General features: G+C 66.5%; 24 protein-coding genes. 1 reads left to right on the top strand and 23 read right to left on the bottom strand.

The genetic code is table 11. The features are described 5' to 3' along the window. Positions 1-12: 12 nt before the first annotated feature. The 21 genes from ACVINW_RS02310 to ACVINW_RS02210 form a co-directional block, all read right to left on the bottom strand. Entirely contained in the window at positions 13-903 is an 891-nt protein-coding gene (locus ACVINW_RS02310; RefSeq protein ID WP_456749806.1) for an amidohydrolase family protein, read from the bottom strand. Next, entirely contained in the window at positions 900-2,018 is a 1,119-nt protein-coding gene (locus ACVINW_RS02305) for a vWA domain-containing protein (protein WP_456749805.1), read from the bottom strand. Before ACVINW_RS02305 ends, ACVINW_RS02310 begins: the two co-directional genes overlap by 4 nt. Beyond that, positions 2,015-2,896 (bottom strand): AAA family ATPase, encoded by an 882-nt coding sequence (locus ACVINW_RS02300; RefSeq protein ID WP_021075857.1) that lies wholly within the window; start codon positions 2,894-2,896, stop codon positions 2,015-2,017. Before ACVINW_RS02300 ends, ACVINW_RS02305 begins: the two co-directional genes overlap by 4 nt. Before the next feature lie 8 nt (positions 2,897-2,904). Then, positions 2,905-3,927 (bottom strand): xanthine dehydrogenase family protein molybdopterin-binding subunit, encoded by a 1,023-nt coding sequence (locus ACVINW_RS02295; RefSeq protein ID WP_021075858.1) that lies wholly within the window; start codon positions 3,925-3,927, stop codon positions 2,905-2,907. A 2-nt stretch (positions 3,928-3,929) separates the two neighbouring features. Next, complete coding sequence (locus ACVINW_RS02290) at positions 3,930-5,507, bottom strand: xanthine dehydrogenase family protein molybdopterin-binding subunit (RefSeq protein ID WP_456749804.1); 1,578 nt, start codon at positions 5,505-5,507, stop codon at positions 3,930-3,932. A gap of 12 nt (positions 5,508-5,519) precedes the next feature. After that, positions 5,520-5,999: a (2Fe-2S)-binding protein gene (locus ACVINW_RS02285; protein ID WP_456749803.1), complete on the bottom strand. Its 480-nt coding sequence runs from the start codon at positions 5,997-5,999 to the stop codon at positions 5,520-5,522. 3 nt (positions 6,000-6,002) lie between these two features. After that, positions 6,003-6,821 carry an FAD binding domain-containing protein gene (locus ACVINW_RS02280; RefSeq protein WP_456749802.1) on the bottom strand — a complete coding sequence of 273 codons (819 nt, stop codon included), beginning with the start codon at positions 6,819-6,821 and terminating at the stop codon, positions 6,003-6,005. 15 nt (positions 6,822-6,836) lie between these two features. After that, positions 6,837-7,280 (bottom strand): SRPBCC family protein, encoded by a 444-nt coding sequence (locus tag ACVINW_RS02275; RefSeq protein WP_456749801.1) that lies wholly within the window; start codon positions 7,278-7,280, stop codon positions 6,837-6,839. A gap of 255 nt (positions 7,281-7,535) precedes the next feature. Beyond that, positions 7,536-7,973 carry an SRPBCC family protein gene (locus ACVINW_RS02270; RefSeq protein ID WP_456749800.1) on the bottom strand — a complete coding sequence of 146 codons (438 nt, stop codon included), beginning with the start codon at positions 7,971-7,973 and terminating at the stop codon, positions 7,536-7,538. Between the two features lie 9 nt (positions 7,974-7,982). Then, positions 7,983-10,877, bottom strand: a complete 2,895-nt coding sequence (locus ACVINW_RS02265; RefSeq protein ID WP_456749799.1) for a flotillin domain-containing protein — start codon at positions 10,875-10,877, stop codon at positions 7,983-7,985. A 26-nt stretch (positions 10,878-10,903) separates the two neighbouring features. Then, the gene (locus ACVINW_RS02260; protein ID WP_456749798.1) at positions 10,904-11,737 is read right to left on the bottom strand and encodes a phosphoenolpyruvate hydrolase family protein; all 834 of its coding nucleotides are present in this window, start codon (positions 11,735-11,737) and stop codon (positions 10,904-10,906) included. Between the two features lie 3 nt (positions 11,738-11,740). Further along, positions 11,741-13,954 (bottom strand): Tm-1-like ATP-binding domain-containing protein, encoded by a 2,214-nt coding sequence (locus tag ACVINW_RS02255; protein WP_456749797.1) that lies wholly within the window; start codon positions 13,952-13,954, stop codon positions 11,741-11,743. After that, a complete protein-coding gene (locus ACVINW_RS02250) occupies positions 13,947-14,729 on the bottom strand; it encodes an ABC transporter ATP-binding protein (RefSeq protein ID WP_021075866.1) in 783 nt (260 codons plus the stop codon). The genes ACVINW_RS02255 and ACVINW_RS02250 overlap by 8 nt, the downstream gene beginning before the upstream one ends. After that, on the bottom strand, positions 14,722-15,807 hold the full coding sequence (locus tag ACVINW_RS02245; RefSeq protein ID WP_456749796.1) for a branched-chain amino acid ABC transporter permease: 1,086 nt from the start codon (positions 15,805-15,807) through the stop codon (positions 14,722-14,724). Before ACVINW_RS02245 ends, ACVINW_RS02250 begins: the two co-directional genes overlap by 8 nt. Position 15,808: 1 nt before the next feature. After that, positions 15,809-16,819 carry a branched-chain amino acid ABC transporter permease gene (locus tag ACVINW_RS02240; RefSeq protein ID WP_456749795.1) on the bottom strand — a complete coding sequence of 337 codons (1,011 nt, stop codon included), beginning with the start codon at positions 16,817-16,819 and terminating at the stop codon, positions 15,809-15,811. A 121-nt stretch (positions 16,820-16,940) separates the two neighbouring features. After that, positions 16,941-17,759, bottom strand: a complete 819-nt coding sequence (locus ACVINW_RS02235; RefSeq protein ID WP_456749794.1) for a helix-turn-helix transcriptional regulator — start codon at positions 17,757-17,759, stop codon at positions 16,941-16,943. Between the two features lie 138 nt (positions 17,760-17,897). Then, entirely contained in the window at positions 17,898-19,148 is a 1,251-nt protein-coding gene (locus ACVINW_RS02230) for an ABC transporter substrate-binding protein (protein WP_456749793.1), read from the bottom strand. 1,232 nt (positions 19,149-20,380) lie between these two features. Further along, entirely contained in the window at positions 20,381-20,578 is a 198-nt protein-coding gene (locus tag ACVINW_RS02225; protein WP_456749792.1) for a hypothetical protein, read from the bottom strand. Between the two features lie 149 nt (positions 20,579-20,727). Next, on the bottom strand, positions 20,728-21,045 hold the full coding sequence (locus ACVINW_RS02220) for a DUF6894 family protein (RefSeq protein WP_456749791.1): 318 nt from the start codon (positions 21,043-21,045) through the stop codon (positions 20,728-20,730). Positions 21,046-21,053: 8 nt separating this feature from the next. After that, entirely contained in the window at positions 21,054-21,773 is a 720-nt protein-coding gene (locus tag ACVINW_RS02215) for an SDR family NAD(P)-dependent oxidoreductase (RefSeq protein WP_456749790.1), read from the bottom strand. A 25-nt stretch (positions 21,774-21,798) separates the two neighbouring features. Then, positions 21,799-23,043, bottom strand: coding sequence for an acyl-CoA dehydrogenase family protein (locus ACVINW_RS02210; protein ID WP_456749789.1), 1,245 nt, complete (start codon positions 23,041-23,043; stop codon positions 21,799-21,801). Positions 23,044-23,376: 333 nt separating this feature from the next. On the opposite strand from ACVINW_RS02210, the gene ACVINW_RS02205 reads away from it, so the two are divergent. Continuing rightward, positions 23,377-23,754 carry a carboxymuconolactone decarboxylase family protein gene (locus tag ACVINW_RS02205; RefSeq protein WP_456749788.1) on the top strand — a complete coding sequence of 126 codons (378 nt, stop codon included), beginning with the start codon at positions 23,377-23,379 and terminating at the stop codon, positions 23,752-23,754. Positions 23,755-23,856: 102 nt separating this feature from the next. Here the strand turns inward: ACVINW_RS02205 and ACVINW_RS02200 are convergent, their stop codons facing one another. Both ACVINW_RS02200 and ACVINW_RS02195 read right to left on the bottom strand, forming a co-directional pair. Further along, positions 23,857-24,792 (bottom strand): helix-turn-helix domain-containing protein, encoded by a 936-nt coding sequence (locus ACVINW_RS02200; protein WP_456749787.1) that lies wholly within the window; start codon positions 24,790-24,792, stop codon positions 23,857-23,859. Between the two features lie 827 nt (positions 24,793-25,619). Continuing rightward, complete coding sequence (locus tag ACVINW_RS02195) at positions 25,620-25,757, bottom strand: hypothetical protein (protein ID WP_456749786.1); 138 nt, start codon at positions 25,755-25,757, stop codon at positions 25,620-25,622. Positions 25,758-26,139 lie beyond the last annotated feature (382 nt).

The following is a 26,139-nucleotide window of genomic DNA, read 5'->3' as shown; positions in this document are numbered from 1 at the left end:
TCTGCGTCGCGTCTACGGCCCCAACCGATAGACCCGCGCCGCCGTGGTGCTGAAGATCGCCTCGCGTTGTTCCGCGCTGAGCCGCTCAGTGGCCGCCTTGAAAGCATCGATGAGATCGCGGTAGCTGGTCCACAGCTTCTCGATCGGAAAATTCGAGCCGAACAGGCAGCGCTCCGCGCCGAAGATCGCGACCGTGTCCATCACGACACCGGCGATATGCGCGGGATCGTTGCGATGGATGAAGGTGCCGAGCCCGGACAGTTTCGATACCACGTTGGGACATTGCGCGAGCCGTGCCATGCCGGGGCGCCAGGCGGCGCGGCCCTGCGGCGACAGATCCTCCAGCATGCCGGCATGCTGCAGGATGAAGGTCACGTTAGGGCAGGCCTCGGCGAGGCCTGCCGCGTCGGCCATCTGCGGCGCGAACACCTGCAGGTCGAAACTCCAGCCATAATCGGCGAGGTAGCCGATATTGCGCCGGATCACCGGATCGGTGCAGAGATCGGGACGCGCCGCGAAGCGATACAGCGGGTTGTCGTGCCAGTGCAGCTGCATGCGCACGCCGCGCACCAGCGGATAGCGCTGCAGGCGATCGAGCTGCGGGCGGACGTCGTCGACGGAGAAGTCGGCATAGGCGACGAGGGCATGCGGCCAGCCGTGCCGGTCGGCGGTCTGCTGCACCCAGGCGGCCTCGTCCTCGAAGCGGCCGTTCGGCCAGTTGGTCTGGACATAGACCGAGCGGGTGACGCCGGTGTCCTTGAGGTCGTCGAGATATTCCTGAATCGGATAGTCGCGGCGGATCGGCTCGTAGGGGCCGAAGATGCGCGGCTGCATCGGGCCGGACAGCCAGGCGAGATCGGCCTGCCGCCAGATGTGATGATGTCCGTCGACAATGCCGGTCACGCAGCTCTCCTTGTTGCAAGCGACAGCAGGTGCGCGACCACCGCCGCGCTCGATCCGCCGTCGACGAGATCATCGACGAAGCGCTGGATCGCGATCAGCGCCTCGGTTTGCGGCTTGAAGCCGGCCGCAACGGCGAGCGGCGTCAGCCAGCTCACCCGCCAGGCCCGGCGCGACAGTTTTGCGACGGCATCGCGCAGCGCGGCGGGATCGCCGCGTTCGAGGCCATCGGAGACGATCATGACCGCGGCGCCGCGGGCATAGCCGCCGAATCGCGGCACCGCGAGGAAGGCCTGCAAAGCGTCGCCAATCCGGGTGCCGCCGTCCCAGTCGCTGACCAGGAAGGATGCCGCATTCAGCGCCTGCTCGCGCCGCTTCAGCCGCAGCGCCGGCGTCACTCGCGTCAGCCTGGTGCCGAAGGTGAACACCTCGACATTGCCGGCCGCCTGCACCAGCGCGTGCGCGAGCCGCATGTTCTCCTCGGTGCGCGCCTTCATCGAGCCGGAGACGTCGATCAGGAACAGGATCTTGCGCGGGCGCCGGCGGCGGCGCATCCGGCCGAGCCGCAGCACCTCGCCGTCATTGCGCACGCTGTCACGCAGCGTGCGGCGCAGATCGGCGAACGGGCCGGAGCGCGCCCGGCGGCGGCGGTGGCCGCGCCGTCGCGGCAACCGGCGAGCGGCCTCGCGCGACAATTGGCGGAGCGGATCGCTGGTTGCACTCTGCGCAAAACGGCGCTCGACCAGCGCCTCGGCGCGCGCCGCGGCGAGACCGGATTCGTTGGCCTCATCGGCAAGCGGTGGCTCGTCCTCGCCGCGTCCTTCCTCTTGCAGGCGGACGGTCTCCTCGTCCTCGCCTTCGGTCTGCTCGATCGCCTCAGCGCCGCGGAAATGGATGTCGAACAGCCGGTCAAACGTCGCGCGGCGCTCCGGCGGTGGCGCCAATGTCGCGAGCCCGGCCCGGCGGATATGCTCCAGACTGCGCGGCCCGAGCAGCTCGATAGCGGCGAGGAAGCTCGCGGTCTGCTCCGGCGCGACCGAGAAGCTATTGGCGCGCAGCAGCGCGACAAAGGAGACGAAGATCCGCGCGGCGCGCGGCAGCTTAAGATCGTCGCTCACGCGGCGGCCTCCGCGATGATCGCATCGAGCCGCGGCGAGATGAAATGCAGATCCTCCTCGTCCTTCAGCGCGACGCCGATCGAGCGCTTGAACGCATCGGGCCAGCGCGCGCCGCCCTTGTTGAGCAGGGTCGCGGCCTCCGCCCAGTCGACCGCTTCGGCAATGCCAGGCGCCTTGCTCAGCGGCTCGCGGCGCAGCCGGCCGACGGCGGCGACCACGGCGCGAGCGGTGGCTTCCGCGACGCTGGAGGCGCGCATCATCACGATCCGCGCCTCGCGCTCGGCATTCGGATAGTCGATCCAGTGATAGACGCAGCGCCGCCGCAGCGCTTCGTGCAAATCGCGGGTCCGGTTCGAGGTCAGCACGACGACCGGATGCTCGGCGGCGCGGATCGTGCCGCGCTCCGGGATCGAGATCTGGAAGTCGGAGAGGAATTCGAGCAGGAAGGCCTCGAACTCCTGGTCGGCGCGATCGATCTCATCGATCAAGAGCACCGTCGCGTCGGGCGCGCGAAGTGCCGCCAGCATCGGCCGCTCGATCAGGAACGACTCGCCGTAGATGTCGATGCTCTCTTCGCCGGCCTGTCTAATCGCCAGCATCTGGCGCGGATAGTTCCACTCGTAGAGCGCAGCGGCCGCGTCGATGCCCTCGTAGCATTGCAGCCGGATCAGCCGGCGGCCGAGCACGGCGGCGATCGCCTTTGCCGCCTCGGTCTTGCCGACCCCCGGCGCGCCCTCGAGCAGCAGCGGTTTGCCGAGCGCGAGCGAGAGATAGGACGCGGTCGCGATGCCATCGTCGGCAAGGTAATAGGCCGCCCGCAGCGCCTTCTCCAGCGCCTCGGGGCTGTCGATGCCGACGATGTTGCTGCGGACCGGCATGGAAAACCTCAGCGCCGCGGCTGCGGCCGCGCGCCGCCCTGCGCGCGGATCGCGCGCAATACCTTTTCCGGCGTGATCGGCAGATCGTCGATCCGGACGCCCACCGCGTTGAAGATCGCGTTGGCGACAGCCGGCAGCACCGGATTGGCGCACATCTCGCCGGGTCCCTTGGCGCCGAACGGGCCGTCGGGCGCCGGGCGTTCCAGCACCGCGATGTCGTGCGGGCAGATGTCGCCCGGTCCCGGCATCAGGTATTCGACGAAATCACGCGGCCCGTGCACCGGCTCCGGATAATAAGGCTCCGGCGTCTCGTAGAGCGCGTGGCTGACCCCCATCCAGGCGCCGCCGACCAGCTGTTGCTCGACCAGCCGCGGATTGAGCGCGCGGCCGAGCTCGTAGGCGGAGTCCATCCTGACCATGTCGACCTCGCCGGTCTCGTCATCGACTTCGACCTCCGCGACCAGGCAGGCATGCGCGTAGCAGGTCGCCGGCGACATCTCGCCGGTTTCGGGATCGACATCGGACAGCGGCACCAGGAAAATGCCGCGGCCCGAGATGGTCTTGCCCTGCTTGAACTGGGCGGCGATCGCGACATCCTTGGTCGAGATCGAACGATGCGGTGCACCCTTGACATGGATGTTGCCGCGGCCGTCGGTCTCGAGATCGGCAGCGTTGACCTCGAGCTCCTCGGCGGCCGCCTCCATCATCACGCCGCGCGCCTCCCGCGCCGCCGCCATCACCGCGTTGCCGACCCGGTGCGTGCCGCGCGAGGCGAACGAGCCCATGCAGTGCGGCCCGGTATCGGAATCCGCCGTGTCGACATAGACGTCCTCGACCGGCACGCCGAGCGTTTCGGCGCAGATCTGCCGCGTCACCGACTTCATGCCCTGGCCGAGGTCGATCGACGACAGCGCCACGGTGAACTTGCCGCTGGGGTTGGAATGCACCAGCGCCTGGCTCGGATCGCCGCCGAGATTCATGCCGATGGGATAATTGACCGACGCGATGCCGCGTCCGCGATGCCTTGTCATGGTCAGCGCCTCCTGGTGCCGAAGACGGAAGAGAAGCGGGTGGCGCCATGCGACGGCGCGCTCGGCCGCGGCGGCGAGGGCGGTGCCGGCGGAGGCGGCGGCTCGCGGGTGGCGGCCGGCGCGCGATCATATGTCGTGCGCTGCTGCGACGCCGCGGGCGCTGGCGCATGCATCTCGCGCGGGGTCGGCGTCACGGCGGCGCGCGCGCCGCCTCCATCCCTGCGCGACGACATCCGCTTGAACTCCTCGCGGAGCGGCCATTTCGCCTTCTCGGCCGCGACCTGCACGCACTCGATCAGCGCCGTGTTCTTGGCCTCGCGGCGGTGCGCCTTCATGTCGCCGTCGCGATAGGCGTTGAGGATCCGGAACTCCATCGGGTCCATGCCGACGAGATGCGCGAGCTTGTCCATCTGGCATTCGATCGCGAAGTCCATCGCCGTGACGCCGAAGCCGCGCATCGCGGTCGCGGGCGTGCGGTTGGTGAAGACGCAATAGACGTCGCCATGCACGTTCGGGATCGTGTAGGGGCCGGGCAGATGCGCGGCGCATTTCACCGCGGCATAGCTCGACAGCCTTGTATAGGCGCCGCTGTCGAAATAGGCGCGCACCTTGCGGGCGACGACCCGGCCGTCGCGCATCACGCCGTCCTTGATGTAGATGCGCTCCGCGCCGCGCGGCGGGCCGTACTGCATCTCCTCCTCGCGCCCGAACACGTAGCGCACCGGGCGCCCGGTCAGCATCGCGCCGAGGATGCAGAGCGGCTCGGTCAACGTATCGACCTTGCCGCCGAACCCGCCGCCGACCGTGCCGCCGATGAAGTGGAAGGTGTTGGACGGCACGTCGAGGATCTTTGCGCAGGTGTCGACCGAGAAGAACAGCGCTTGCGTCGAAGTGTAGACGATGTAGCGGCCGTTGGTGTCGGGCGCCGCGATCGAGCCGTTGGTTTCGGTCGGCGCGTGCTCGATCGGCGACATCTGGTAGCGCTGCTCCAGCACGTGGTCGGCGGTAGCCAGCGCGCGATCCGCATCGCCGAATCGCAGTTGCTGGCGATCATAGGTTTCGTGATAGGTGAAGGTGTTCTTCGGATAGACCTCGTTGACGACGGGTGCGCCCGGTTTCAGCGCGTCCTCGACGTCGAACACCGCCGGCAGCGGTTCATAGTCGATCTTGACCTTGGCGATGGCCTCATAGGCCTCGCGCGGGCTGTCGGCGACGATGGCGACGATCGGCTCGCCCTTGTAACGCACCTTGTCGGCCGCCAGCGACGGCTCGTCATCCTTGCCGAAATTGATCAGCGAGAGCAGCGTGTTCAGATTGCGCGGCACATCGGAGGCACGGATCACGCGCCGCACGCCCTGCGACCGTTCGGCCTCGGAGGTGTCGATCCGGCGCAGCCTTGCGTGCGGATGCGCACTGCGAACCACCTTCAGATGCAGCATGCCTTGCAGCTTGTGGTCGTCGAAATAGGGCGAGGTGCCGGTGACATGGCCGAGCATGTCCTGGCGCTGCGTGCCCTTGCCGATTTCCTTCAGGTTGTCGTCGCGTTCGTCGGCGAAGATGTCCTTGCGCAATTCCAGCATGGCACTGTTCCCTTACGCGCGAGCCCGGCCGCCGGACGCGGCAGCCAGCACGGCGTTGATGATCGGCTCATAGCCGGTGCAGCGGCAGATATTGCCCGAGATCGCCTCGACCACTTCGGCGCGGCTCGGCTGCGGATTGCGGTCGAGCAGCGCTTTCGCGGCCATCAGCATGCCCGGCGTGCAATAGCCGCACTGCGCGGCGAAATTGTCGGCGAAGGCGCGCTGCAACGGGTGCAGATTGGGGCCGTCCTTGATGCCGTCGAGCGTCTCGACCGAGCGGCCGGCGACCGCCTCCGCCAGCGTCAGGCAGGAGAGGTGCAGTTCGCCGTCGATCAAGACGCTGCAGGTGCCGCAGCCGCCCTGGCCGCAGCCGAATTTCGGCGTCATGTCGCCGATCAGCTCGCGCAGCGCGACCAGCAGGTTGGTGCCGCCGTCGACGAAGATCGCGACGTCACGGCCGTTGTGGCGAAATTGGAGCGGGGTCTTGGCCATGAGCTATTCCTGACCGGACAACAGGCGGCGGAGATGCACGCCGACGATCTCGCGGCGATACCAGGCGCTGGCGAGCGCATTGTCGCCGGGCGATGTTCCCTCGACGGCTGCTGTTGCCGCTGCACCGATCGTCGAGGCGTCGAGCGACCGTCCTTCCAGCGCGCGTTCAGCGGCGCGGGCGCGGAGCGGCGTCGGCGCCATCGATCCGAGCGCGACGCGGGCGCCGACGATCCGGCCGCCGTTGAGGGGCAGATGCGCCGCCAGTGTGATCACCGCGCCGCCCTTGGGCTTGATGCGCGCGATCTTGCGGTAGCGGAACGCATCGGCGCTGCCAGGCCTGGCGAAGGAGATCGCCAGCACCAGCACGCCGGTCTGCCGGTCGCGCGATTGCAGGAATTCGTCGATCGGGATCTCGCGGCCGCCGAGCCCGCCCTGCACCGACACCATGGCGTCGAGCGCGAGCATCGCGACCGTGAAGTCGCCGTACGGCACCGGCGCGAACAGATTGCCGCCGACCGTGCCCATGTTGCGTACCGCCGGCCCGCCGATCGAGCGGGCAGGGCCGTGCAGGAAGGCGAGATCGCGTTCGGCCAGGATGCGGGCAAAGGTGACGCCGGCGCCAAGTGTGATGCGCGAGCCCGTGGCGTCGATCCGCGTCATCGCCTGGTCGCTGGCGCGCACCACGGTCGAGATCGAGATGTCGCCCTCGTTCAGCGCCCGCATCACCAGCGTGCCGCCGCCGAGATAGCGGGCGCTGCGATCCGACGACAGTGCTGCTGCGGCGTCGTGGGTGCTGGTGAAAGTCTTCACCGTGACTGGCATGATGTTTGTCCCCGCTTACGCGGCCTCCGTCAGATGCCGGCGGATGGCCTCGAAGCCGGCTTGGTAGATATCTTCTGAGACCATCTGCGTGATGCGATCCCTGTCCTCGGTGCGCGTCGTGAAGCGCGATTCCCAGTGCCAGAAGGTGCGGTCGCCGTCTGTGACCGGGAGCAGGCGGACATGCGCCACGTAGTTGAACATCGGGATCGGCGTATCGAGCAGGCAGTAGCTGAAGCTCTGTTCCAAGTCGGACAGCGCCAGCAGCTGCTCGCGCAGCTCGGCGCCGTCCTTCAGCTTGAAGCGCCTGACGCAGCCGATCTTGTCGGAGGGCTGCGCGCGCTCGATGCCGCTGCTCGCGACCGCCGGGTGCCAGCGGTCATGGCCATTGAAATCGCGCAGCACGGCCCACACCGCATCGGTCGGTGCATTCAGGATCGTGCTTTTGACGATATGCGGCACGGCTACTCCCCGAGAGATATAGTTCTAACGCGCAGCTCGTCGCGTTTTACCTCGCCGCGCAAGCGGGGCGAGGCCGGAATCTGCGCGACGCGCAGATTCCGGGTGAGGAGGACTCTCCACGAGTCCAACTGCGACCGTCTCCGCGGAGACTCCCCCTCACCCCAACCCTCTAAGAGCGAGCTTCGCTCGTCTCGACCCCGCAAGCGGGGCGAGGGGGTGGAAAGCGCATCGCTCGTAGCCGTTGCGATCACGTCTTCAACCCCCGAATGCCCGCTTCAGCGCGTCGAAGCCGCTCTGGAACACGCCGCCGCCGATATTGTTGACGAGCTCGGTCTCGCGCTCCGGCGCGCAGTCGAACTCGGCGGTCCACTCCATGAACGTCTGGTCGCCATCGGTGACCGGCGTCAGCCGCAAGGTTGCGACGTAGTTCTCGACGCCCATCGGCGATTCCAGGATCGAATAGGTGCAGAACATGTCGTAGTCGGAGAGGCCGAGCAGCTTCTCCCGGATCCGGTCACCGTTGCGGAGGCGAAAGTCCCTGACGCAGCCGATCTTGTCGGAGGGCTCGCCGCCCTCGATCCGGCTTTCCGCGATCGCGGGATGCCAGTTCGGCAGCCCGTTGAAATCGCGCACGCGAGCCCAGACCCGGTCATTGCGGGCATTGACGACGGTCGAGACGTAAACCCGTGCCATGGTGTCAGCTCAGTCCTTCTTGCGCGGCGTGCGCTCAGGGCGCGCCGGCTCGCCGCCGCCCTCGGTTGCTGCCGGCTTGGGATCGCCGCCGCCCTTGCGTGCGGAGTCCTTGATACCCTGCATGTCGCGGGCCTCGCGGATCAGGCCGGGCATTTTGGCGAGGCTGCCGCCCTCGACGCCGATGTCCGACAGGATCGAGTCGATCAGTGGCGCCTGCACGCGGTAGCGCAGTGCCGAATCGATCACCTCGTCGGTGGCGCTGCGCGAGGTGCCGTTGCCATGTCCGTTGCCGTTGAGGCCGTCGACCTGGAGGATGCGGATGCCCTCGATCTTCTCCATCGGCTTGACGCTCTCGCGCACGATGCCCTCGATGCGGTCGAGCAGCTTGCGGCGGAACAGCGAGTAGCGCGCCTGGTCGGTCAAGACATTCTCGGCCTCGTTGAGCAATCGCTGCGCCTCGGCCTCGACCGCGGCGCGGACGCGTTCGGCTTCGGCAGCGATCCTGGTCTCCTCGGCCTGCTTCTCGGCCAGCAGCACCTCGACCGTCTTGCGCCGCTTGGCGATCTCGCTTTCGCGCGCGGTGACGACGCGCTCGGCCGCTTCGGTGGCGCGGATCCGTGCGTCCTCTGCCGCAGCGCGCGCCGCGGATTCCTCCAGCGACTTCTGATGCAGCGCGATGGCTTTCTCCATCAGCGCGGTCTCGACGTCCTTCTCGCGGTTGACCTCGAGCTTGCGCAGCTCGCGTTCTCGGCCGATGCGGGCCTCGTCCAGACCCCGGTCCGATGCGATCCGGGCGCGTTCGACCTCCTCGCGCGCGGCGATCTCGGCCTCCTGCAGCGACTGGTTGCGGGCGACTTCGAGCTGCTCGATCGCGCGGCGCCGCGCGATCCGGGCTGCCTCGAGCGCCTGCTCGCGCGAGACGTCTGTCGTGTCGACCTCCTTGCGCGCCACAATCTCGGCCTGCCGCACCTGCCGGTCGGCATCGATCCGCTCCGAGCGCTTGGCGGCGAGCGCGATGACGCGCTCCTCGTCGGCGAGCTCGATCGTCTTCTTCTGGTCGATGTTGAGCACTTCGCGGGTACGCGAGGAGGCGATCCGCTCGCTTTCCAGCGCCAGCTCGACATCGATGCGCTGCCGCTCGATCGCGTCGCGGCGCTTCAGCTCGGCGGCCTCGATCGCTTCGGTGCGTTCGATCTCGAGCCCGCGGGTCTCGCGCTCGGCGCGGATGCGCTGCGCGGCGACCGACTTCTCCTGCGAGATCCGCGCGGCCTCGATCGCTTCGCGCGAGGCGATGTCGGCTTCCTCGATCGCGCGGGTGCGCGCGATTTCGAGCGCGCGGACGTGCTCTTCCTGGGCGATCCGCGACGCCTCGGTGGCCTCGCGGGCGCTGATGCCGGCGATCTCGACGGCCTGGTTGCGCTCGATCTCGAGCTTGCGGGTGGTGTGGTCGGCGGCGATGCGCTCGGCCGCCAGTGTCTTCTCGCGGGCAATGCGGGCGGCCTCAACCGCCTTCTGCGCCTCGATCTCGGCTTCCTGGATGGTGCGCACCTGCTGGATTTCCAGTGCGCGCGTGCGCTCATCCGAGGAGATGCGCTCGACATTGACCGTCATGGTCTGGGCGATGCGCGCCTTCTCGGTGGCCTCGCGGGCGGCGATCTCGGCCTCGTCGACGGCTCGGCTGCGCTCGATCTCGCGGCGGCGGGTCTCTTCCTCATTGGCGATGCGGGCGTCGGTGACGACGCGATCCTGCTGGATGCGCGCCTTCTCGATCGCTTCGCGGGCGGCGATCTCGGCCTCCTCGACCGTGCGCATCCGCTCGATCTCGCGCTGGCGGACTTCGCGCTCGGACGCGATGCGCGTGGTGTCGACCGAACGCTGGTTGGCGATCCGGACCTTCTCGATTTCCTCGCGGGCCAGCAGCTCCTTTTCCTCGACCGCGCGGGTCCGTTCGATCTCCTTGTGCCTGGTCTCGCGCTCCGAGGCGATCCGGGCTTCGGTGATCGCCTGCTCATTGGCGATGCGCGCCTTCTCGATGGCTTCGCGGGCGGCGATCTGGGCCTGCTCCGACTCGGTCTCGCGCAGCGCGCGCTCGCGGGCGACCTCGGTGCGCTGCAGGGCGCGGCGCATCTCGATGTCGCGCTCCTGCTCGAGGCGGGCGGTCTCGCTCTCGCGCTCGATCTCCAGCGCCTGCCGCTCGGCTTCCAGATTGCGGGAGCGGATCTTGATCATCGAGTCCTGCTCGATATCGTTGCGCAGCTTGCGCTTGGCCTCGATGTCCTCCATCAGGCGGGTCAAGCCTTCGGCGTCGAACCGGTTCGAGGGATTGAAATATTCGAGGTCGGTCTGGTCGAGATCGGTGATCGCGACCGACTCCAGCTCAAGGCCGTTCTGCGCCAGCGCCTCCGCGGCATTGGCCTTGACCCGCGCGACATAGTCGCCACGCTGCTCGTGCATCTGCTCCATCGTCATTTCCGAGGCGACCGAGCGGATCGCGGAGATGAACTTGCCGGAGAGCAGGGTGTGGAGCTGCCCGGGCTCCATGGTGCGGCGGCCGAGCGTAGCGGCGGCGATCGAGACCGCCTCGCGGGTCGGCTGGACCCGGACGTAGAAGTCGGCCTCGATGTCGACGCGCATGCGGTCGCGGGTGATCACCGCGTCCTGCCGCGAGCGCACGATCCCCATCGGCAGCACGTTCATGTTGACAGGCGTGTAGTCGTGGATGAACGGCAGCACGAAGGCGCCGCCATTGATCACCACGCGCTCGCCCATGAAACCGGTGCGGACGAAGGAGACCTCCTTCGACGAGCGATGGTACAGCCAGTTCACGACATAGACGATGATGACGATCGCGACGATTGCGACGATGAGCCAGAGGATCAATTCACCGACCAGCATCCCCGACATCTCTTCCTCCCTTGGTCACGGCGGCTCTAGCGCGCGCCGATCGCCTTGAATTTGCGAACCTGTTCCGTCAGCGCCCGTTCCACCGGGAGGCGCTCCATCGAGGAGGCTCCGTAGAAGCCGTGGCAGTTGCGGGTTTGCTTTATGATGAAATCGGCATCCGCCGGGTCCGCGATCGGACCGCCATGCGCGAGCACGATGATCTTGGAGTTGACGCTGAGCGCGGCCTCGGCCCAGGCCTCGATGCGGGCAGGGCAGTCCTCGAGCTTCAAGGCGGTCTGCGCGCCGATCGTGCCGCCGGTGGTCAGGCCCATGTGGCAGACGATGATGTCGGCGCCGGCGATCGCCATCGCGGTCGCCTCCTGCTCGCTGAACACATAGGGCGTGGTCAGCATGTTCTTGTCATGCGCCTTCGCGATCATGTCGATCTCGAGCGCGTAGGACATGCCGGTTTCTTCAAGGTTGGCGCGGAAGGTGCCGTCGATCAGGCCGACGGTCGGGAAGTTCTGCACGCCGGCGAAGCCGAGCGCCTTGAGCTGGTCGAGGAACACATCCATGTCGCGGAACGGGTCGGTGCCGTTGACGCCGGCGAGCACCGGCGTGTTGGTCACGACCGGCAAGACCTCGCCGGCCATTTCGACGACGATGGCGTTGGCATCGCCATAGGGCATGAGGCCGGCGAGCGAACCGCGGCCGGCCATGCGGTAACGGCCGGAATTGTAGATCACGATCAGGTCGACGCCGCCGGCCTCCTCGCATTTCGCCGACAGTCCGGTGCCGGCGCCACCGCCGACGATCGGCTCGCCGCGTGCGATCATGGCGTGAAACTTCTTCAACAGCGCCGCGCGTTCAAACCTGGCCATGGGTCACCTCGCCACTCTCCGCCGACCACCGGCGCGTCCGAGCAGCGGACGAAATGCGCTGACGACGGCGGCGGTGAACTCGGGATCGTTGATGTTGCGCTTGACGCGGATGATCTGCCGGTTGCCGGTCTGGCGCACGGTGCGCTCCAGCGCGCGGAACAGCGCAGCGTCCGCGTCCGGGTCCCAGAACGGCTGGCCCGGCGCATCGAGCGCCGAGACGCCGCCCTCGGCCAGGAAGAAGCGCACCGGTCCGTCCATCTGGTTGAGCCGCTCGCCGATCCAGCGGCCGATGCGCTCGTTCTCTTCCGGCGTGGTCCGCATCAACGTGACCTGCGGATTGTGGACATGGAATTTGCGCTGCCGGTAGCGCTCCGGGATCGTCTCGGGCGCGCCGAAGTTGACCATGTCCAGCGCGCCGACCGAGCCGACATAGGGAACGCGGCTGCGGATGATGGCGCCGAAACGATCCTCGGTCGCGGGGAACACGCCGCCCATCAGCAGGTCGCAGACCTCGGTCGTGGTGAGATCGATGACGCCGGCGAGCTGGCCGGACTCGACCAGCTTCTCCATCGAGCGGCCGCCGACACCGGTGGCGTGGAACACGAGGCACTCGAAATCCTCGCGCAGCTCGGCCGCGATCTTCTGCACCGCCGGCGTGGTGACGCCGAACATGGTGATGCCGATGGAGGGAAGCTGCGTGCCTGTGTCACGTTGCTTGCTCGTCTGTTCGTCGAGCCGCGCCCTGACCATGCCGACCAGCGCATGGGCGCCGTTACCGAGCACCGTGCGCGAGATCGAGTTGAGGCCCTGCACGTCGGTCACCGAATACATCATGGTGATGTCGGCAGGGCCGACATAGGGGCCGACGTCGCCTGATGCGACCGAGGAGATGATGAGTTTTGGCACGCCGACCGGAAGCGCGCGCATGCCCGGCGCGACCAGCGACGCGCCGCCGGAGCCGCCGGCGGAGATGATGCCGGCGATATTGCCCTGGCGCCGTAGCCAGCGCTCGAACGCGTCCGACATCGCCGTGACCGAAGCGCCGCGATCGGAGCCGAACACACCAGCGCCACCGCGGCCATGGTTCAGCGCGATCTCCTGCGCGGTGACGTCGCAACTCGCCGCCTTGCCGCTGGTCGAGACGTCGACCAGCCGGGTGCGCAGACCGCTGCCGGCAATGATGTCGCGGATGAAGCGCAGCTCCGCACTCTTGGTGTCGAGCGTGCCGACGACCAGCACGACGGGCGGCCCCGATGCTTTCGACGTTGCGGGTTCGCGCCGCGTGCGGGTGGCCTCTTCAAGCCGTGTCACTCCGGCGGACTGCGTCCGCGCGGCGGCCTCGATGCGGGCGATCGGCACCGGCTGCGACCAGCGCGTCGGCAGCACGGGATTGGAGACGTAGACTCGGACCGGCCCCTTGCGTTCCGGCTGCGGCGACGCACCGGCGGCTTCGGCTTTCGCCGGCGTCGCGTCGGCATCGGTCTCATCCGAGCCATGGGTGCCGACGCCGAGCAACCGCTGCTGCAACTCGCGGTCGGTCGCAAGACGCGCGGAGTCGATGATGCGATTGATGCGGCCATTGACCATGATGGCGACGTTGCGCGACACCGCCGTCGCGACGCCGATGTTCTGCTCGATGACCAGAACGGAGATGTCGCCTTCGTCGCCGAGGCGCAGCAGCATCTCCTCGACCTGGGCGACGATCACGGGCGCAAGACCCTCGGTCGGCTCGTCCATGATCAGGAGCTGCGGATTGGTCAGCAATGCGCGGGAGATCGCCAGCATCTGCTGCTCGCCGCCGGAGAGCTGGTTGCCGCCGTTGGTCTTGCGCTCGGCGAGGCGCGGAAAGGTGTCGTAGATGCGCTCGATGGTCCAGGCACCCCGGCGCAGGCCGCCGGCCAGCGCAAGATGTTCGTCGACCGTCAGCGATCGCCACAGGCGGCGGCCTTGCGGCACGTAGCCGACGCCGAGCCGGGCGATCCGCGCCGGATTCAGCCGCGTGACCTCCTCGCCGCGGATCCGGATCGAGCCGCCGCTGGCGCGGACCAGCCCCATGATCGCCTTGCACAGCGTGGTCTTGCCCATGCCGTTGCGGCCGACCACCGAGAACACGCCGGAGTCCAGCGTGAGATCGACGCCCTGCAGCGCGTGGGAATGGCCGTAATAGACGTCGAGGCCCTTGACCTCGAGCGCCGGCGCGGCGCGGCGGTCATTCATGGCCGCCTCCGAGATAAAGCTCCTGCACCTCGGGATCGGATTCGATCTCGCGCGGCAGGCCTTCCTTGAAGATGCGGCCATTGTGCATCATCGTCACGCTCTCGACGACGCGCAGCGCGACGTCCATGTCGTGCTCGATGATGATGTAGCCGATATGCGCCGGCAGCGAGGTCAGGATCTCGATCAGCTCGCGCCGCTCGGTCGGCGACAGCCCGGCCGCCGGCTCGTCGAACAGGATGAAGCGCGGCGCGCCGGCCAGCGCCAGCGCGATCTCGAGCTGGCGCTGCTGGCCGTGCGCGAGTTCGGCGACGCGCTGGTCCTTCACGCCGGCGAGATGCACGGCCTGCACCAGCGTTTCGGTCGCGTGCATCAGCGCGTCGTTCTGTCCCGGGCGCAGCAACGAGAAGCGGCCGCGCGAGACGCCGCGGCAGGCGAGGTAGACGTTGTCCTGCACGGTGAGGCCGGGGAACAGCGCCGAGATCTGGTAGGTGCGGCGCAAGCCGCGGCGGATGCGCTCATAGGGCGGGAACTGGGTGATGTCCTCGCCGAAGAAGCGGATGGTGCCGGAGGAGGGCGGGAAGTCGCCGGTGATGCAGTTGAACAGTGTGGTCTTGCCGGCGCCGTTCGAGCCGAGCACCGCGCGGCGTTCGCCGGGGCGCACGGTGATGGTGACGTCGGTCAACGCCGCCAGCGCGCCGAACAGCCGGGTCACGCCGCGCAGTTCCAGCGCGGCACCGGCGCCGACCACGGACAGCCGCTGCGCGACACTATCCATGGCGGCCTCCGCCCGAACGTTGCGTCGCGGATGCGTGGCGCCGCCGCCAGCGTTCCCACAGCCCGATCACGCCGTCGGACGACCAGAACACGATGGCGAGGAAGCCGAGTCCGATCAGCAGCCGGAAGCGGTTGCCGTCGAGGCCGAACTTGATCAGCACGTCGAGCGCGAAGGTGCGCAGCAGGACGAAGATCAGCGCGCCGATGAACGGGCCGATCGGCCGCGTGATGCCGCCGACCACGGCGATGATCAGCACATCGATGCAGGCGCCGACGCTGACCGAGCCAGGCGAGATCTGCCGGTAGTTCCAGACCTGCAGCACGCCGCCGAGCGCGGCGATGAAGGCGGCGAAGGCGTAGGCCGCGATGCGGTGCGCATTGGGATTGAAGCCGAGCGCAGCCATGCGGCGGGAATTGTCGCGCACGCCCTGCAGCGCGAGGCCGAACGGCGCGCGCGAGACATACTGGACCGCGAAATAGCAGATCGCAGCGACGCCGAGCGTCACATAGTAGAAGGCGATGTCGCTGCGCCAGTCGACGCCCCAGAAATGCGGCGTCGCGACCGTGTTGATGCCGGTGTGGCCGTTGAAGATCGCCCAGTTCTGGTTGGTGAAGTAGTAGAACGCCGCGCCGATCGCGAGCGTGATCATGATGGTGTAGATGCCCTCGGTGCGCACCGCGAGCGCGCCGCCGAGCGTGCCGAACAGCGTCGCCAGCGCCAGCGCCATCGGCGTTGCCAGCCACCACGGCCAGCCGAGGCTGATATTGGCGTTGCCGCTGATGCCGAACACCGCGACCATGTAGCCGGCGAAGCCCGCGATGGTGAGCTGCATCAGGCTGACCATGCCGCCATAGCCGGCGAGGAACATCAGGCTGAGCGCGATGATGCCGAGGATCAGCGTGGTGGCGAAGATCTCGATCAGGAAGAAGCCGTTGGCGACCAGCGGCATGATCACGAGGATCAGCGCCACCAGCCAGGCCGCAGGGTTCTGGAATTCCGGCCAGGCGCGGATCAGCGCGCGGCGGGCCGTGCTGGTGGACGGATCGGGGCGGAACTGGGTGCTCTGCAGCAACGACATCTCATCGCCTCGCCAGCAGGCCCTGCGGCCGCAGCGCCAGCACCAGCACCATGATCAGGAAGGTGACGACGATGGCGTAGGTCGGGATGTAGACCGAGCCGAGCTGCTCGGCGAGGCCGATGATGACGGCGCCGAGCGCGGCGCCCGGGATCGAGCCCATGCCGCCGACGATCACGACCACGAGCGAGGCGAGCAGGAAGCGGGTGTCCTCGCCAGGCGACAACGACTGGAAGGTGCCGCCGACCACGCCGGCGATGCCGGCAAGCCCCGCGCCGAGCGCGAACACCAGCACGAACACCAGCTGGATCCGCACCCCGGTCGCGGCCAGGATGTCGCGGTCGTCGACCCCGGCGCGCACGATCATGCCGATCCGCGTCCGATTCAGCGCCAGCCACATCGCGATCCCGATCGCGACGGAGGCCAGGAAGATCACCAGCCGCACCAGCGGGTATTGCAGATAGACCGGCTCGCCGGATGATTTGATCGCGGTGAGCAGCGGCAGTTGTACCGGGCCGATCAGCCAGCTCGGGGTCTGGACCTGGTAGAAGTCGCCGCCGAACACCCACAGCATCAGGTCGGCGAACACGATCGAGAGCCCGATCGTCACCATGGTCTGCCGGAGGTCCTGTCCCTCCATGCGGCGGAACACGACGAGCTGCAGGATCACGCCGACCAGCGCCACCGCGATGAAGGCGACGATGAAGGAGAGGATCCAGGAGCCGGTCCAGGTGCTGACCGCATAGCCGATATAGCCGCCGAACAGGTAGAGCGAGCCGTGCGCGAGGTTGACGTTGCGCATCAGGCCGAAGATCAGCGTGAAGCCGCTTGCGACCAGGAAATACAGCCCGCCGAGCGTGATGCCGTTCAGCACGGCATTGAGGAACACGCGCTTGCGGCCGATCGCGGCTTCCAGCCCCGGCGGCCAGATCGCGAACACCAGCCACGCGAGCACCGCGACCGCGATGATCACGATCAGCGCCCAGGCCGGATGGCGTTCGATGAACCTGGCCATCTCCGTCGCGTTCCCTCAACTGGTCGCGACCGTCTGCCGGGCCGCGTGTCCGATATCCTATCGAGGGCGAAGGCGCCGGATTTGATCGAGAGTATCTTTTATCGTCTGGCGGGAACTCCTTTCATGGCCGCAACACCTTGGCGGCGCGGCGATAGTCGGTCGGGGCCATGCCGACATTGGCGGCGAAGAAGCGGGTGAAGCCGCTCTGCGAGGAGAAGCCGAGATCGAAGCCGATGTCGGCGATCGGCGCCTCGGTCGCGACCAGCGCATCCAGCGCCTGCTCCATGATCAGCGTGTTCATGTAGAGGTGAGGGGTGACGCCGGTCTGCGTCCGGAACAGCCGATAGAAATGCGGCCGCGACAGCCCCGCCTCGCGCGCGATCGCGTCGAGCTCGATCTCGGCGCCCGGGCTTTCCGACATCAGCTTGATCGATTTGCGGACCCGGAAGTCGGTCACCGCGGCGGCGGCGGGCGCGCCCTCGGTCGCCTGCCAGCTTTCCTCGTAGCAGGAATCGATCAGCTGCCTGAGCTCGCAATCCAGGCTGCGCAGCGATGGCGCGCCGCACACCAGCGCTGCGGTGCGGCGGATCAGCCGGTCGAGCGCCTCGGTGCGCGGAAAGAAGGTGCGGCCGAACCGCATGGCCTGCGCATTCGCCCCCTGCGGCGCGAACCATTCGGCATTGACATAGAGCACGAAGAAGATCGCGCCATGGTCCATGTCGGTCGGCAGGAAATTGTGCGGTTCCCACGGGTTGACCGCGACCACGGTGTCGTCCTTGAGCAGCAGGCGCTGCTCGGCGACGTCGATCTGCGCCGGCGTGCCGCCGACATGAAAGATCAAATGCCCTTCGCGGTGCGCATGCACGTTGAAGGGACGGTTCAACTGATAGACCGTCGCGCGACCGAACCGGCCGTGGAAGACGGCAAGCGCCCTGCTCATGCCTCCACTCCCGCGGGATGTTCTTGTCTTTTCGACAAGCGTTCATCATCCGCCCGCGGAAAGCAAGGGCGAGCAGGGCTCTCGATGCAACCGCGCGCCCCGGTCACGGCTGGCTTGCTCGCACTTGCAACAAATACGTCAGTACTTCTTGCACTCCGGAACCGTGCGGCTCGGCAGGCCGATCTTGGCGAACACGGCCGGATCGTAGCCCAGCGTCTGGTTGACGTTCGGGATCACCTTCACGACCTTGGAGAACAGCGCGCCCTTGCCGTCATCGACCACCTCGGTGACGAAATTGGTGCCGATCGCCTGGCGGTTGGCATCGAGCTTGATCTTGCCGTTCGGCGCATCGATCTCGATCTTGGCCAGCGCGTCCTTCAGCTTGGCCTGGTTGTTGGAGAGATCGCCATTGACCTGTCGCAGCGCCAGGATCAGCGCCATGGTCGAGCCGTAATAGTTGGTGGCGAGGAGCGACGGGCTCGGGAAGCGTTTGCTCTCCGGGAACGAGTCCTGGTAGGCCTTCACGAATTTCTGCCAGTTCGGATCCTCCCAGGTATCGGCCTGGCCGCTGGCTGCGATGGTGCCGATCAGCGCGTTCTTGGCGCTGCCCTTTGACGACAGGATGGTCTGGTCGATCATGATCGAGCCGCCCATCAGATGCGCCTTGCCGCCGGCCTGCTGATACTGGTTGAGGAAGTTGACGGCGTCGGCGCCGCCGAGGCCGAGATAGATCGCATCGACATCGTCGGGCAGCGCCGCGATGACGGAAGCAAAATCCTTGGTGCCGAGCGGCACCCATTGCCGGTTGGTGACCTGGCCGCCGGCGGCGCAGAACTCCAGCACCAGGCCGAACACCTGGGTGTAGATGAAGGAGTAGTCCTCGCCGACGGTCGCGATCTTGCGATAGCCCTTGGTCTCATAGGCGTATTTGCCGAGGCCGACCTGCCATTGCGCGCCGTCCATGTTGTAGCGGAAGAAGTTCGGCGCCGGATCGACATAGGTCGTCTCCTGCGCGCCGGAGGCGGCGTTGACGAAGGTCAGTTCGGGGTGGGTTTTTGCAAAATTCTTCACCGCGATGCCTTCGTCGCCGGACAGCGGCGAGAGCAGAATCTGCACCTTGTCCTGCTCGATCAGCTTGCGCACCGCGCGCACCGCGGAGTCCGGCGTCGCGTCGGTCGAGGCGACGACGAAGTCGAGCTCCTTGTCTCCGATCTTCTTGCCGAGCACGTTGAGCGCGGTCTGGAAGCCGCGCATGCCGTCCTCGCCGAGCACCGTATAGGTGCCCTCGAGCGTGGCGGTGACGCCGACCTTGATCTTCTCCTGGGCGAACGCCGTGCCCGAAAGCAACAGGCTGCTCAACGCAATCAGTCCCAAACTGCCCTTCAACATCGCTTCCTCCCTCTGTGTTGTCGCCGGAATCCACCTGGCCTTGCATTTGGGGTACGAAGGCCGATCGGCGTCCGGTTGTTGCCCGCAAAGCTAGCCGAAGGCGGGCGCGGCGCGGATGTCGTCGCTGCCATGTGGCTTAACGGGCAGTCTCATTTTGATTGTTGCGCCGCAGCGCGGTTCGCGGCGCAATGTCGCGGTGGCGTGTTCGGTCTTGTTCGGTGTCATCACCCGCGAAAGCGGGTGATCCAGTATTCCAGGGGCAGTTGTTGTTGAGCCGATGGGCCGCGGCGTACTGGATCGCCCGGTCCCGTCTACGCCAAGGCTTCGACGAGGCAAGCAGTCCGTGGCGCGCCGAAGCTTTAGCGGAGGCGGCGAGCCGGGCGACGACAGTTGAGGATAAGGACGCAGCTTCGCATTCTCGCGACATGATTGCCCGAGCTTTGATCGTCGTTTCGCCGCCCTGAAATCAGAGGGCGCAGGGAAAGCCGGGTGCCGATCGCACCCATGGGTCCCGCGTAATAAAAAACGCGGGAGGTAGGACCACAGGTGTAACCGGAAACAACCCGGCTTTCCCTGCGCGATGGTTTTACGGCTTATACGTGCTCGCCCCGGTGAGACTGGGCTTGTTTGTCACCGTCGCCGCGAAACGCTGTCGCATCTCGCGGGAGACACCTGCCGCTAGGGCGTCAGGTCTGCACGACTTCGCCGTCCGCCGCATCGTGCACGTCGTCAGTGCGCAAGCAGCGTCCACCGCATCTCACCGCAACACTCCTGACGATGCGCAGCGCCCCTCGATCGGGTGAGATGCGCCTATTGAACATCTGAGTTGGGTGGCTTGTCAAGACAAATTCGGAAAAAACGAATAAATGGGATCGTGCGGTATATGTGTCGTACTCGCAACGTCACCAGAGTTTCGTCGATCGGTGGGCCCGTTCGTGCTTCACAGCCTGGCAAATTCCCGGTCTAATCATGGCGGACCTGAGATGACTATTTTTATCGCAGAGACGTTCATTTGAGACCAGGTTCAAGAGGTCGCTGACCAGCGCCAGCGGCCTCTTCGTGCTGCATCATTGATTGCGAAGGGCTGTCCGATGCCGGTGCAGGTATGGGCCGTTGCGGCGTCGATCGGTTGGACGGCCGTGGTGGGCGTGACGCTGCTCTACATTATCTTCGGGCCTGGCTAGCGCCAGGAGGGCGCGCCTTACTTCGCGCTTGCCTACTTCAGCGCTTGCCTACTTGGGCGCTTGCAGTCCTTTCGACGCGGCCCAGTCGTCCAGATGCGAGGCCGTATCGGCCCGCCGCGCCTTCTTCAGAAGCGCGTCACGTTCTGCGCCGGGAGAGAGCTTCGCCGCTTCCGCGCGCGCCGCTTCGGCGAACGCGGCGAGCCGTTGCTGAAGGGATTCTGTCTGCGTAAACCGCCGTCGTTTCATGTTTTGGACTCCCTGTGGAGTGGGCGGGAGCGCAACCGGCGTTCTCATCACCGATAGAAGCCAGGGTTGTGCGGTGATGGAACCATTATGGCGGGTCACCATGGAAAGGTATGTCCAATAGTGAACACAGCGCGAGGGTTCTTCGTCGGTTAGTTTCTGAACCGATCGTACCCGAAGACGCATTTCGCCCGGAAGATCGTGCCACGCTCGTCTCTGACGCTCACTGAAAGTTCGCGGTCCGATTTGGCGCCAACAGCGGCCAGCGTGTCTCTTGCGAAATCGGCGAGGGCAAGCGCTGCCTCTTCCTGCGCCTCCATGACGTTGCGCAGGTCTATCCCTTCCTGGTCCAGGGAAGCTGCCTCATCGTCTCGAAAATCGAAATAGTACCGGGGCATGAACCATAAACAGGTGATGTCGCGTACCGTTCCAATCGAAGTCAGGCTGGTGCCGAGACGTCGCGCCGACATCGCCGCCGCTACGGCATGTGGTGGCCGGCCGCCTGACCGCCGTCGACGTGCAGCACTTCGCCGGTGACGAACCCCGCGCCGTCGAGATAAAGCACCGCGTCGACGACGTCGGATATCTCGCCCATCCGGCCGACCGGGTGCAGCGCGGCCAGCGCCGGATGCGCCTCGCTCGGGTGCATCGGGGTCTTGATGATCCCGGGCGACACCGCGTTGACGCGAATGCCGCTGCTTGCATATTCGATGGCGAGCGCGCGGGTCGCGGCGTTCAGCCCGCCCTTGGTGAGCGAGGCGAGGGCGGCCGGCACGCTGCTCATCGGCTGGTCGACCAGGCTTGTCGTGATCGTGACGACGTGGCCGTGGCCCTGCTTGCTCATCAGTTCCAGCGCACGCTGGGTCATGTGGAAGAAGCCGGTCACGTTGGTCGAGATGTAGCTCGCATAGTCGTCCTGCGAGTAGGCCGTGAACGGCTTGGCCATGAAGATGCCGGCGTTGTTGACCAGCGTGTCGACGCGGCCGAAACGATCCAGCGCCGCCTTGAACACCTGCTCCGCCGTCTGGGGCGCGCCGACGTCGCCTGGCACCGCAACGAGATCCGCGTCGGCGCCCGGCTTGATCGAGCGCGATGTCGCGACGACCCGGCAGCCTCGATCCCTGAAGGCTTGAACGAGGCCGGCGCCGATCCCCTGCGATGCACCGGTGATGACCGCGACTTTGCGCTCCGTGCTCATGATCGCACTCCTCTTAAAATCCGGGCTACGCCGCGCCGCTCGCCGCGAGCGGGTTGTAGTCGTTGCTTCTCAACATCGTGTGCAGTTGCCGGCGCCGGATGCCGAGATTGCCGCCGTCGAAGATCGGCAGCGCGAGTGCGTCCTGGAGCAGCCGGCCGAACGGCGCTTCGTGGTCGTAGCTGTCGATGCCGACCACCCGCATCAGATCGGTGATGACCCGCACGGCAGCCTCCGAGCCGAAGATCTTGGCCTGCACCGAAAGCTCCTCGGCGGCCGGCGACTGGGTGTCGAGGGCGTGGCAGGCGCGCCAGCTGAGCGTGCGCGCCGCCTCGATCGTGGTCTTGGCATCGGCGAGCGCGTATCCGACCGCCTGATGCTCGATGATTGGGTGAACGCCGCCGCGCTTTTCGCTGCGGGCAAAATCAAGTGCAAACGAAAAGGCCGCGCGCATCAGCGCGACGCCGAAGATCCCGACCAGCGCCGCGGTGCCGGTGAACGCGGCTGCGGTCAGCGCGAGACCTGCACCCTGCTGGCCGAGCAGATTGTGCTGCGGCGTCGTGACATTGTTGAGCCCGAACTGCGGGACCAGATGCGCCCGATGCCCGATACTGTCGATCGCGCGTTCGAACACCAGCCCGCTCACCGGTCCCTGCACGGCAATGATCGAGATCGCGGCGTCCGGCGCGGCTGCCGGATCGGTCCGGCACACGATGGTCAAGAGATCGGCGCCCTCGCGATTCCAGCCGGTGGCCGAGGACACCCATTTCTTGCGGCCGTTGATCAGCCAGTTGGCGCCCTCGCGCCGCGCCGTGGTGCGGACGCCCTCGCCGGGCGGCGGCGAGGCGGCGTTGGCGCTGCCGCCGGGCTCGCTGGAGCAGAATGCGGCCAGCGGCGCGCCGCTGGTCTTCAGGAACGGGGCCAGCAGCCGCTGGGATTGCTCCGGCGTGCCGCCGAGCAGCAGCGGCAGCAGGCCGAGCACGCTGCCGAGCATGGTGAGCGTCACGCTCGGGTTCACGCTGTAGAATTCTTCGGCGAGGATCGCCATGTCAATCATGCCGGCATTGTCGCCGCCGGCCGGCGCCGGAATGCACTTGCGCAAATAGCCGGCCGCCACCATCGCCTCGTAGGTCGGTTTGGTCGCGAGAAACCGCTGCTCCGGCGTTGCCAGCAACTCGGCCGACCTGGCCTCGGCCAGCACCTCCCGGGCGAATTTGCGGGAGGTGAGTTGCAGCTCGCGCTGCTGCGCCGTGAGCGTGAAATCGATCGCCATGCCAATGCCCTCCGTGTCGGCAACTTGGGCAATGGCTATCGTGGTGAGGTCGGGAAATCTTGGACCGCAGCGCCAGATTTCTTGGCGCGGAGTGAACCGGAGTGATGTGGCAGAGCTGCTGCGCGGCAACACGGATCGGTTGGTGCCTGTCGGAACAGACGTCTTTCCATAGCCAGGGATGTCGCGTAATTTTGCGGCGAGCTACCGAGACGAGAGTGCCGAAGCCCCGTTTGGACGAACCGGTAGCGCGCATGCCGTCGGCAGGCATCGGCAGCCTTTCAGCAGGCCTCGCTTTTTCTGGTCTGACGCAGCTTTATTTTAGGGAGATTGGCCATGAGAGCTCTATTTGCGAGCGCAGGTTTGGCGCTGTCGTTGGCTTTGGCGGCACCGGGTGCCAGTGCTCAGGAGGCGCCCGAATGGATGAAGCAGACACTTCCTGACCAGGCATTCAAGGCGCACTGGGACGAACAGCAGGCCGTGATGAATCCAACCGGTGCCTTGGATGGGAAAACCAAGCACCTCATTGGCCTCGCTGTGGCGGCACAGATTCCGTGTGAATATTGCGTCAACGGTCACACCAAAGCGGCAAAAGCCGCTGGTGCGACCGATGACCAAATCAAGGAGGCCATTGCGACCGCCGCGCTCGTCCGTTTCAACAGCACGATGCTGAATGGCTCGGACGGCGGCCGCGAGTGGTCTTCGCGGAAATAGGCTTGGTGCTGTAGGGAGTGAACCTACGAGCCTTCCAGGTCGCGAGATTCGCATCAAAATTTCGGATGCGCGCGGCGATGCATCGAGTACGTTCGTCGCGCTTCAGTGCGCGGCGGCGCGGCGGAATTCGCGCGGCGCGAGGCCGTTGCAGCGCTTGAACAGCCGGTTGAAATGCGAGATGTCGCGGAAGCCTGCGGCAAAGGCGATCTCGGCAATGGTCTTGCGGGCAGAGCTGCGGTCGAGCAGGGCACGCGTGCAGGCGGCGATCCGCTGCTCGTTGACGTGTTCGCCGACGGAGCGGCCGGTGGCTGCAAACAGGCGATGCACGTAGCGCTCGGAGCAGCGGAATTTTCTCGCCAGCGCGAGTGCGCCGAGCTCGGGGTCGTCGCTGTGGCGGGCGATATGGTCGAGCATGACAGACAGCAGCACCGGCACATGCACGCGCTCGGCCGATAGATCGGCGAGGATATCGGGGGCGTGCGCGATCAGCTCGGCGATGTGCGTGCCGAGCATCGCCGAGGTTGTCGCGGGTTGGCGGCCGCTCAGGCAGAGCTCGGCATAGCTCGCCAGCGTCCGCGACAGCGCGCGGCCGGTTTCGGTCGCGGACAGGCCGAGCCGGGGGCGATCGAACAGCGCCTCCGGCAACAGGCGCCGCGGCACCGCAAAGCAGAACAGCTCGAAGTGATACCGGTGCGCGATCTCGAACGGCTGCGTCGTATCGGCAACCGCAAGATCGCCGGGGGCAGAGATCTGCTCATGGCCGCGCTGCGAGGTGCGCCCCAGGCCTTCGAGCTGGAGGTTGACGAAGCAGACGTCGTCGCTGCTCGCAGCGATATGCGAGGCGAGCCGGTGCACGATGTGTCCGCTCGCCGTGACCCGCGATATCTGCAGCGGCGCGGCATCGACCTTGCAGATCGCGCCCGCAAAGGATTCTTCGGCAATCCTGCGCGGCTCCAGTCGCACGAAGGCGGCCGCGAGGTCGTCTGCCCAGCTGCCGAAGGGCTGATCCGGACGGACCGGCCTGGTCGACCATTCCATGTGCGCCTCGAACAGATCGTCACTGCGAAGGGCCCAGCCGGCGAAAGATATCGCCGGCCAAACCGGCGGTCAAATGCCGCCGGTGGTCTGATCCCCCTGCAATGAATGGCGCGTGCATGCCGGGAACGGCGACGTCACTTCGTGGTGTAGCCGCCGTTGACCGGGATGGTCTGGCCGGCCGCGCATCCACAACTAGGGCAATCGCATATGACCCTTCGGCGGCTGCGGAGGTAACTTGGCCTCGTGGTTCGAGACGCGCCGCAAGCGGCGCTCCTCACCATGAGGGTCTACTATTGTGCAGCAAAACAAGCCGTCGTCCTGAGAGGATGTGAAGCTTTGTCCTCATCCACTGTTGTCGTCGCCCGGCTCGACCGGGCGACCCAGTACGCCGCGACTTATCGGCTCAAGCACAGCCGTCTCTGGAATACTGGATCACCCGCATGCGCGGGTGATGACGCTGAGCAAGCCAATTCCGTCACCCTGTGAGGAGCCCGCCAGAGGCGGGCGTCTCGAAGGATGGCCGCAGGATGCTTCTCGGCAGCTCTGTCCGCACTGCCAGCATTTGTCGCGGCGGCCGCAAGTGTTTGCCGATTGGCTCACCGCGCTGCTGAAAGAGAAACTGCTCGCTGCAAGCGAGGGCGCGTACTCAAACCGGGATGTCAGCTTTCTATGGGCAAAGCGGACCCGCGCCCCCGAGCCTGGCGCTGTCGGCTTTTGATCCGGACCTCGCGATCCCCCCGCGCACGCGGGAAACGGATTTATGAGTACACGCCCCAGAACCTCTGCATGATGCCGGCGCAGGAGCCGCGGCGCATCATCGCTCGCTGTTAGCGGCGGGTCGGGATTGTCCTCGTTGCGCGCTTGCGCTCGACCTTGGGCTGAAAGAACAGGCGGGGTGCCACCGAGACCAGTCCGATGGTCATTCCGAGGAATGCCAGGAACGTATCGAGGTAATTGAACTCCATTTCAGTTGTCTCCATTCGTCTTGCACCGGGCTCGGCTTGATATTTGGCCCGGTGCAATGCGTTCGATGAGCTAGATATGGTGCGGTGCAAGGCTCGGTACAATGGTAAATATTGCTCTCGGAGCAATACTCTCAATGCTCCGCATCCAGACAGCAGGCCTTACTAGTCCTACTGCGTCACAAGCGCTGTTTCGGCCGATCCCGAGAGGCCGTGAACGAATCTGGCCGTCATTGCGAGCCAACGGGTCGCGCGAATGCGCGCCCGATGACAGGCTCCGCGAAGCAATCCATCGGCCCGCAAACGCGGTTGGATGGATTGCTTCGTCGCTTCAGCGCAAAATTGCTTTGCAATTTTGTCGCGAGCTCCTCGCAATGACGGCGGA

This window comes from Bradyrhizobium sp. USDA 4461 (assembly GCF_054055655.1).
The sequence above is the reverse complement of the archived record's forward strand: the minus strand, read 5'-3'. Positions and strand labels throughout refer to the sequence as shown.

Coding starts and splice junctions, on each gene's coding strand:
- ACVINW_RS02290 (WP_456749804.1), bottom strand. CDS start 5,507: ATGCTGGAATTGCGCAAGGACATCTTCGCCGACGAACGCGACGACAAC.
- ACVINW_RS02215 (WP_456749790.1), bottom strand. CDS start 21,773: ATGAGCACGGAGCGCAAAGTCGCGGTCATCACCGGTGCATCGCAGGGG.
- ACVINW_RS02280 (WP_456749802.1), bottom strand. CDS start 6,821: ATGCCAGTCACGGTGAAGACTTTCACCAGCACCCACGACGCCGCAGCA.
- ACVINW_RS02230 (WP_456749793.1), bottom strand. CDS start 19,148: ATGTTGAAGGGCAGTTTGGGACTGATTGCGTTGAGCAGCCTGTTGCTT.
- ACVINW_RS02260 (WP_456749798.1), bottom strand. CDS start 11,737: ATGGCCAGGTTTGAACGCGCGGCGCTGTTGAAGAAGTTTCACGCCATG.
- ACVINW_RS02220 (WP_456749791.1), bottom strand. CDS start 21,045: ATGTCGGCGCGACGTCTCGGCACCAGCCTGACTTCGATTGGAACGGTA.
- ACVINW_RS02200 (WP_456749787.1), bottom strand. CDS start 24,792: ATGGAATGGTCGACCAGGCCGGTCCGTCCGGATCAGCCCTTCGGCAGC.
- ACVINW_RS02210 (WP_456749789.1), bottom strand. CDS start 23,043: ATGGCGATCGATTTCACGCTCACGGCGCAGCAGCGCGAGCTGCAACTC.
- ACVINW_RS02300 (WP_021075857.1), bottom strand. CDS start 2,896: ATGCCGGTCCGCAGCAACATCGTCGGCATCGACAGCCCCGAGGCGCTG.
- ACVINW_RS02265 (WP_456749799.1), bottom strand. CDS start 10,877: ATGTCGGGGATGCTGGTCGGTGAATTGATCCTCTGGCTCATCGTCGCA.
- ACVINW_RS02270 (WP_456749800.1), bottom strand. CDS start 7,973: ATGGCACGGGTTTACGTCTCGACCGTCGTCAATGCCCGCAATGACCGG.
- ACVINW_RS02285 (WP_456749803.1), bottom strand. CDS start 5,999: ATGGCCAAGACCCCGCTCCAATTTCGCCACAACGGCCGTGACGTCGCG.
- ACVINW_RS02255 (WP_456749797.1), bottom strand. CDS start 13,954: ATGAATGACCGCCGCGCCGCGCCGGCGCTCGAGGTCAAGGGCCTCGAC.
- ACVINW_RS02195 (WP_456749786.1), bottom strand. CDS start 25,757: ATGGAGTTCAATTACCTCGATACGTTCCTGGCATTCCTCGGAATGACC.
- ACVINW_RS02225 (WP_456749792.1), bottom strand. CDS start 20,578: ATGAAACGACGGCGGTTTACGCAGACAGAATCCCTTCAGCAACGGCTC.
- ACVINW_RS02240 (WP_456749795.1), bottom strand. CDS start 16,819: ATGGCCAGGTTCATCGAACGCCATCCGGCCTGGGCGCTGATCGTGATC.
- ACVINW_RS02295 (WP_021075858.1), bottom strand. CDS start 3,927: ATGACAAGGCATCGCGGACGCGGCATCGCGTCGGTCAATTATCCCATC.
- ACVINW_RS02250 (WP_021075866.1), bottom strand. CDS start 14,729: ATGGATAGTGTCGCGCAGCGGCTGTCCGTGGTCGGCGCCGGTGCCGCG.
- ACVINW_RS02235 (WP_456749794.1), bottom strand. CDS start 17,759: ATGAGCAGGGCGCTTGCCGTCTTCCACGGCCGGTTCGGTCGCGCGACG.
- ACVINW_RS02205 (WP_456749788.1), top strand. CDS start 23,377: ATGAGAGCTCTATTTGCGAGCGCAGGTTTGGCGCTGTCGTTGGCTTTG.
- ACVINW_RS02245 (WP_456749796.1), bottom strand. CDS start 15,807: ATGTCGTTGCTGCAGAGCACCCAGTTCCGCCCCGATCCGTCCACCAGC.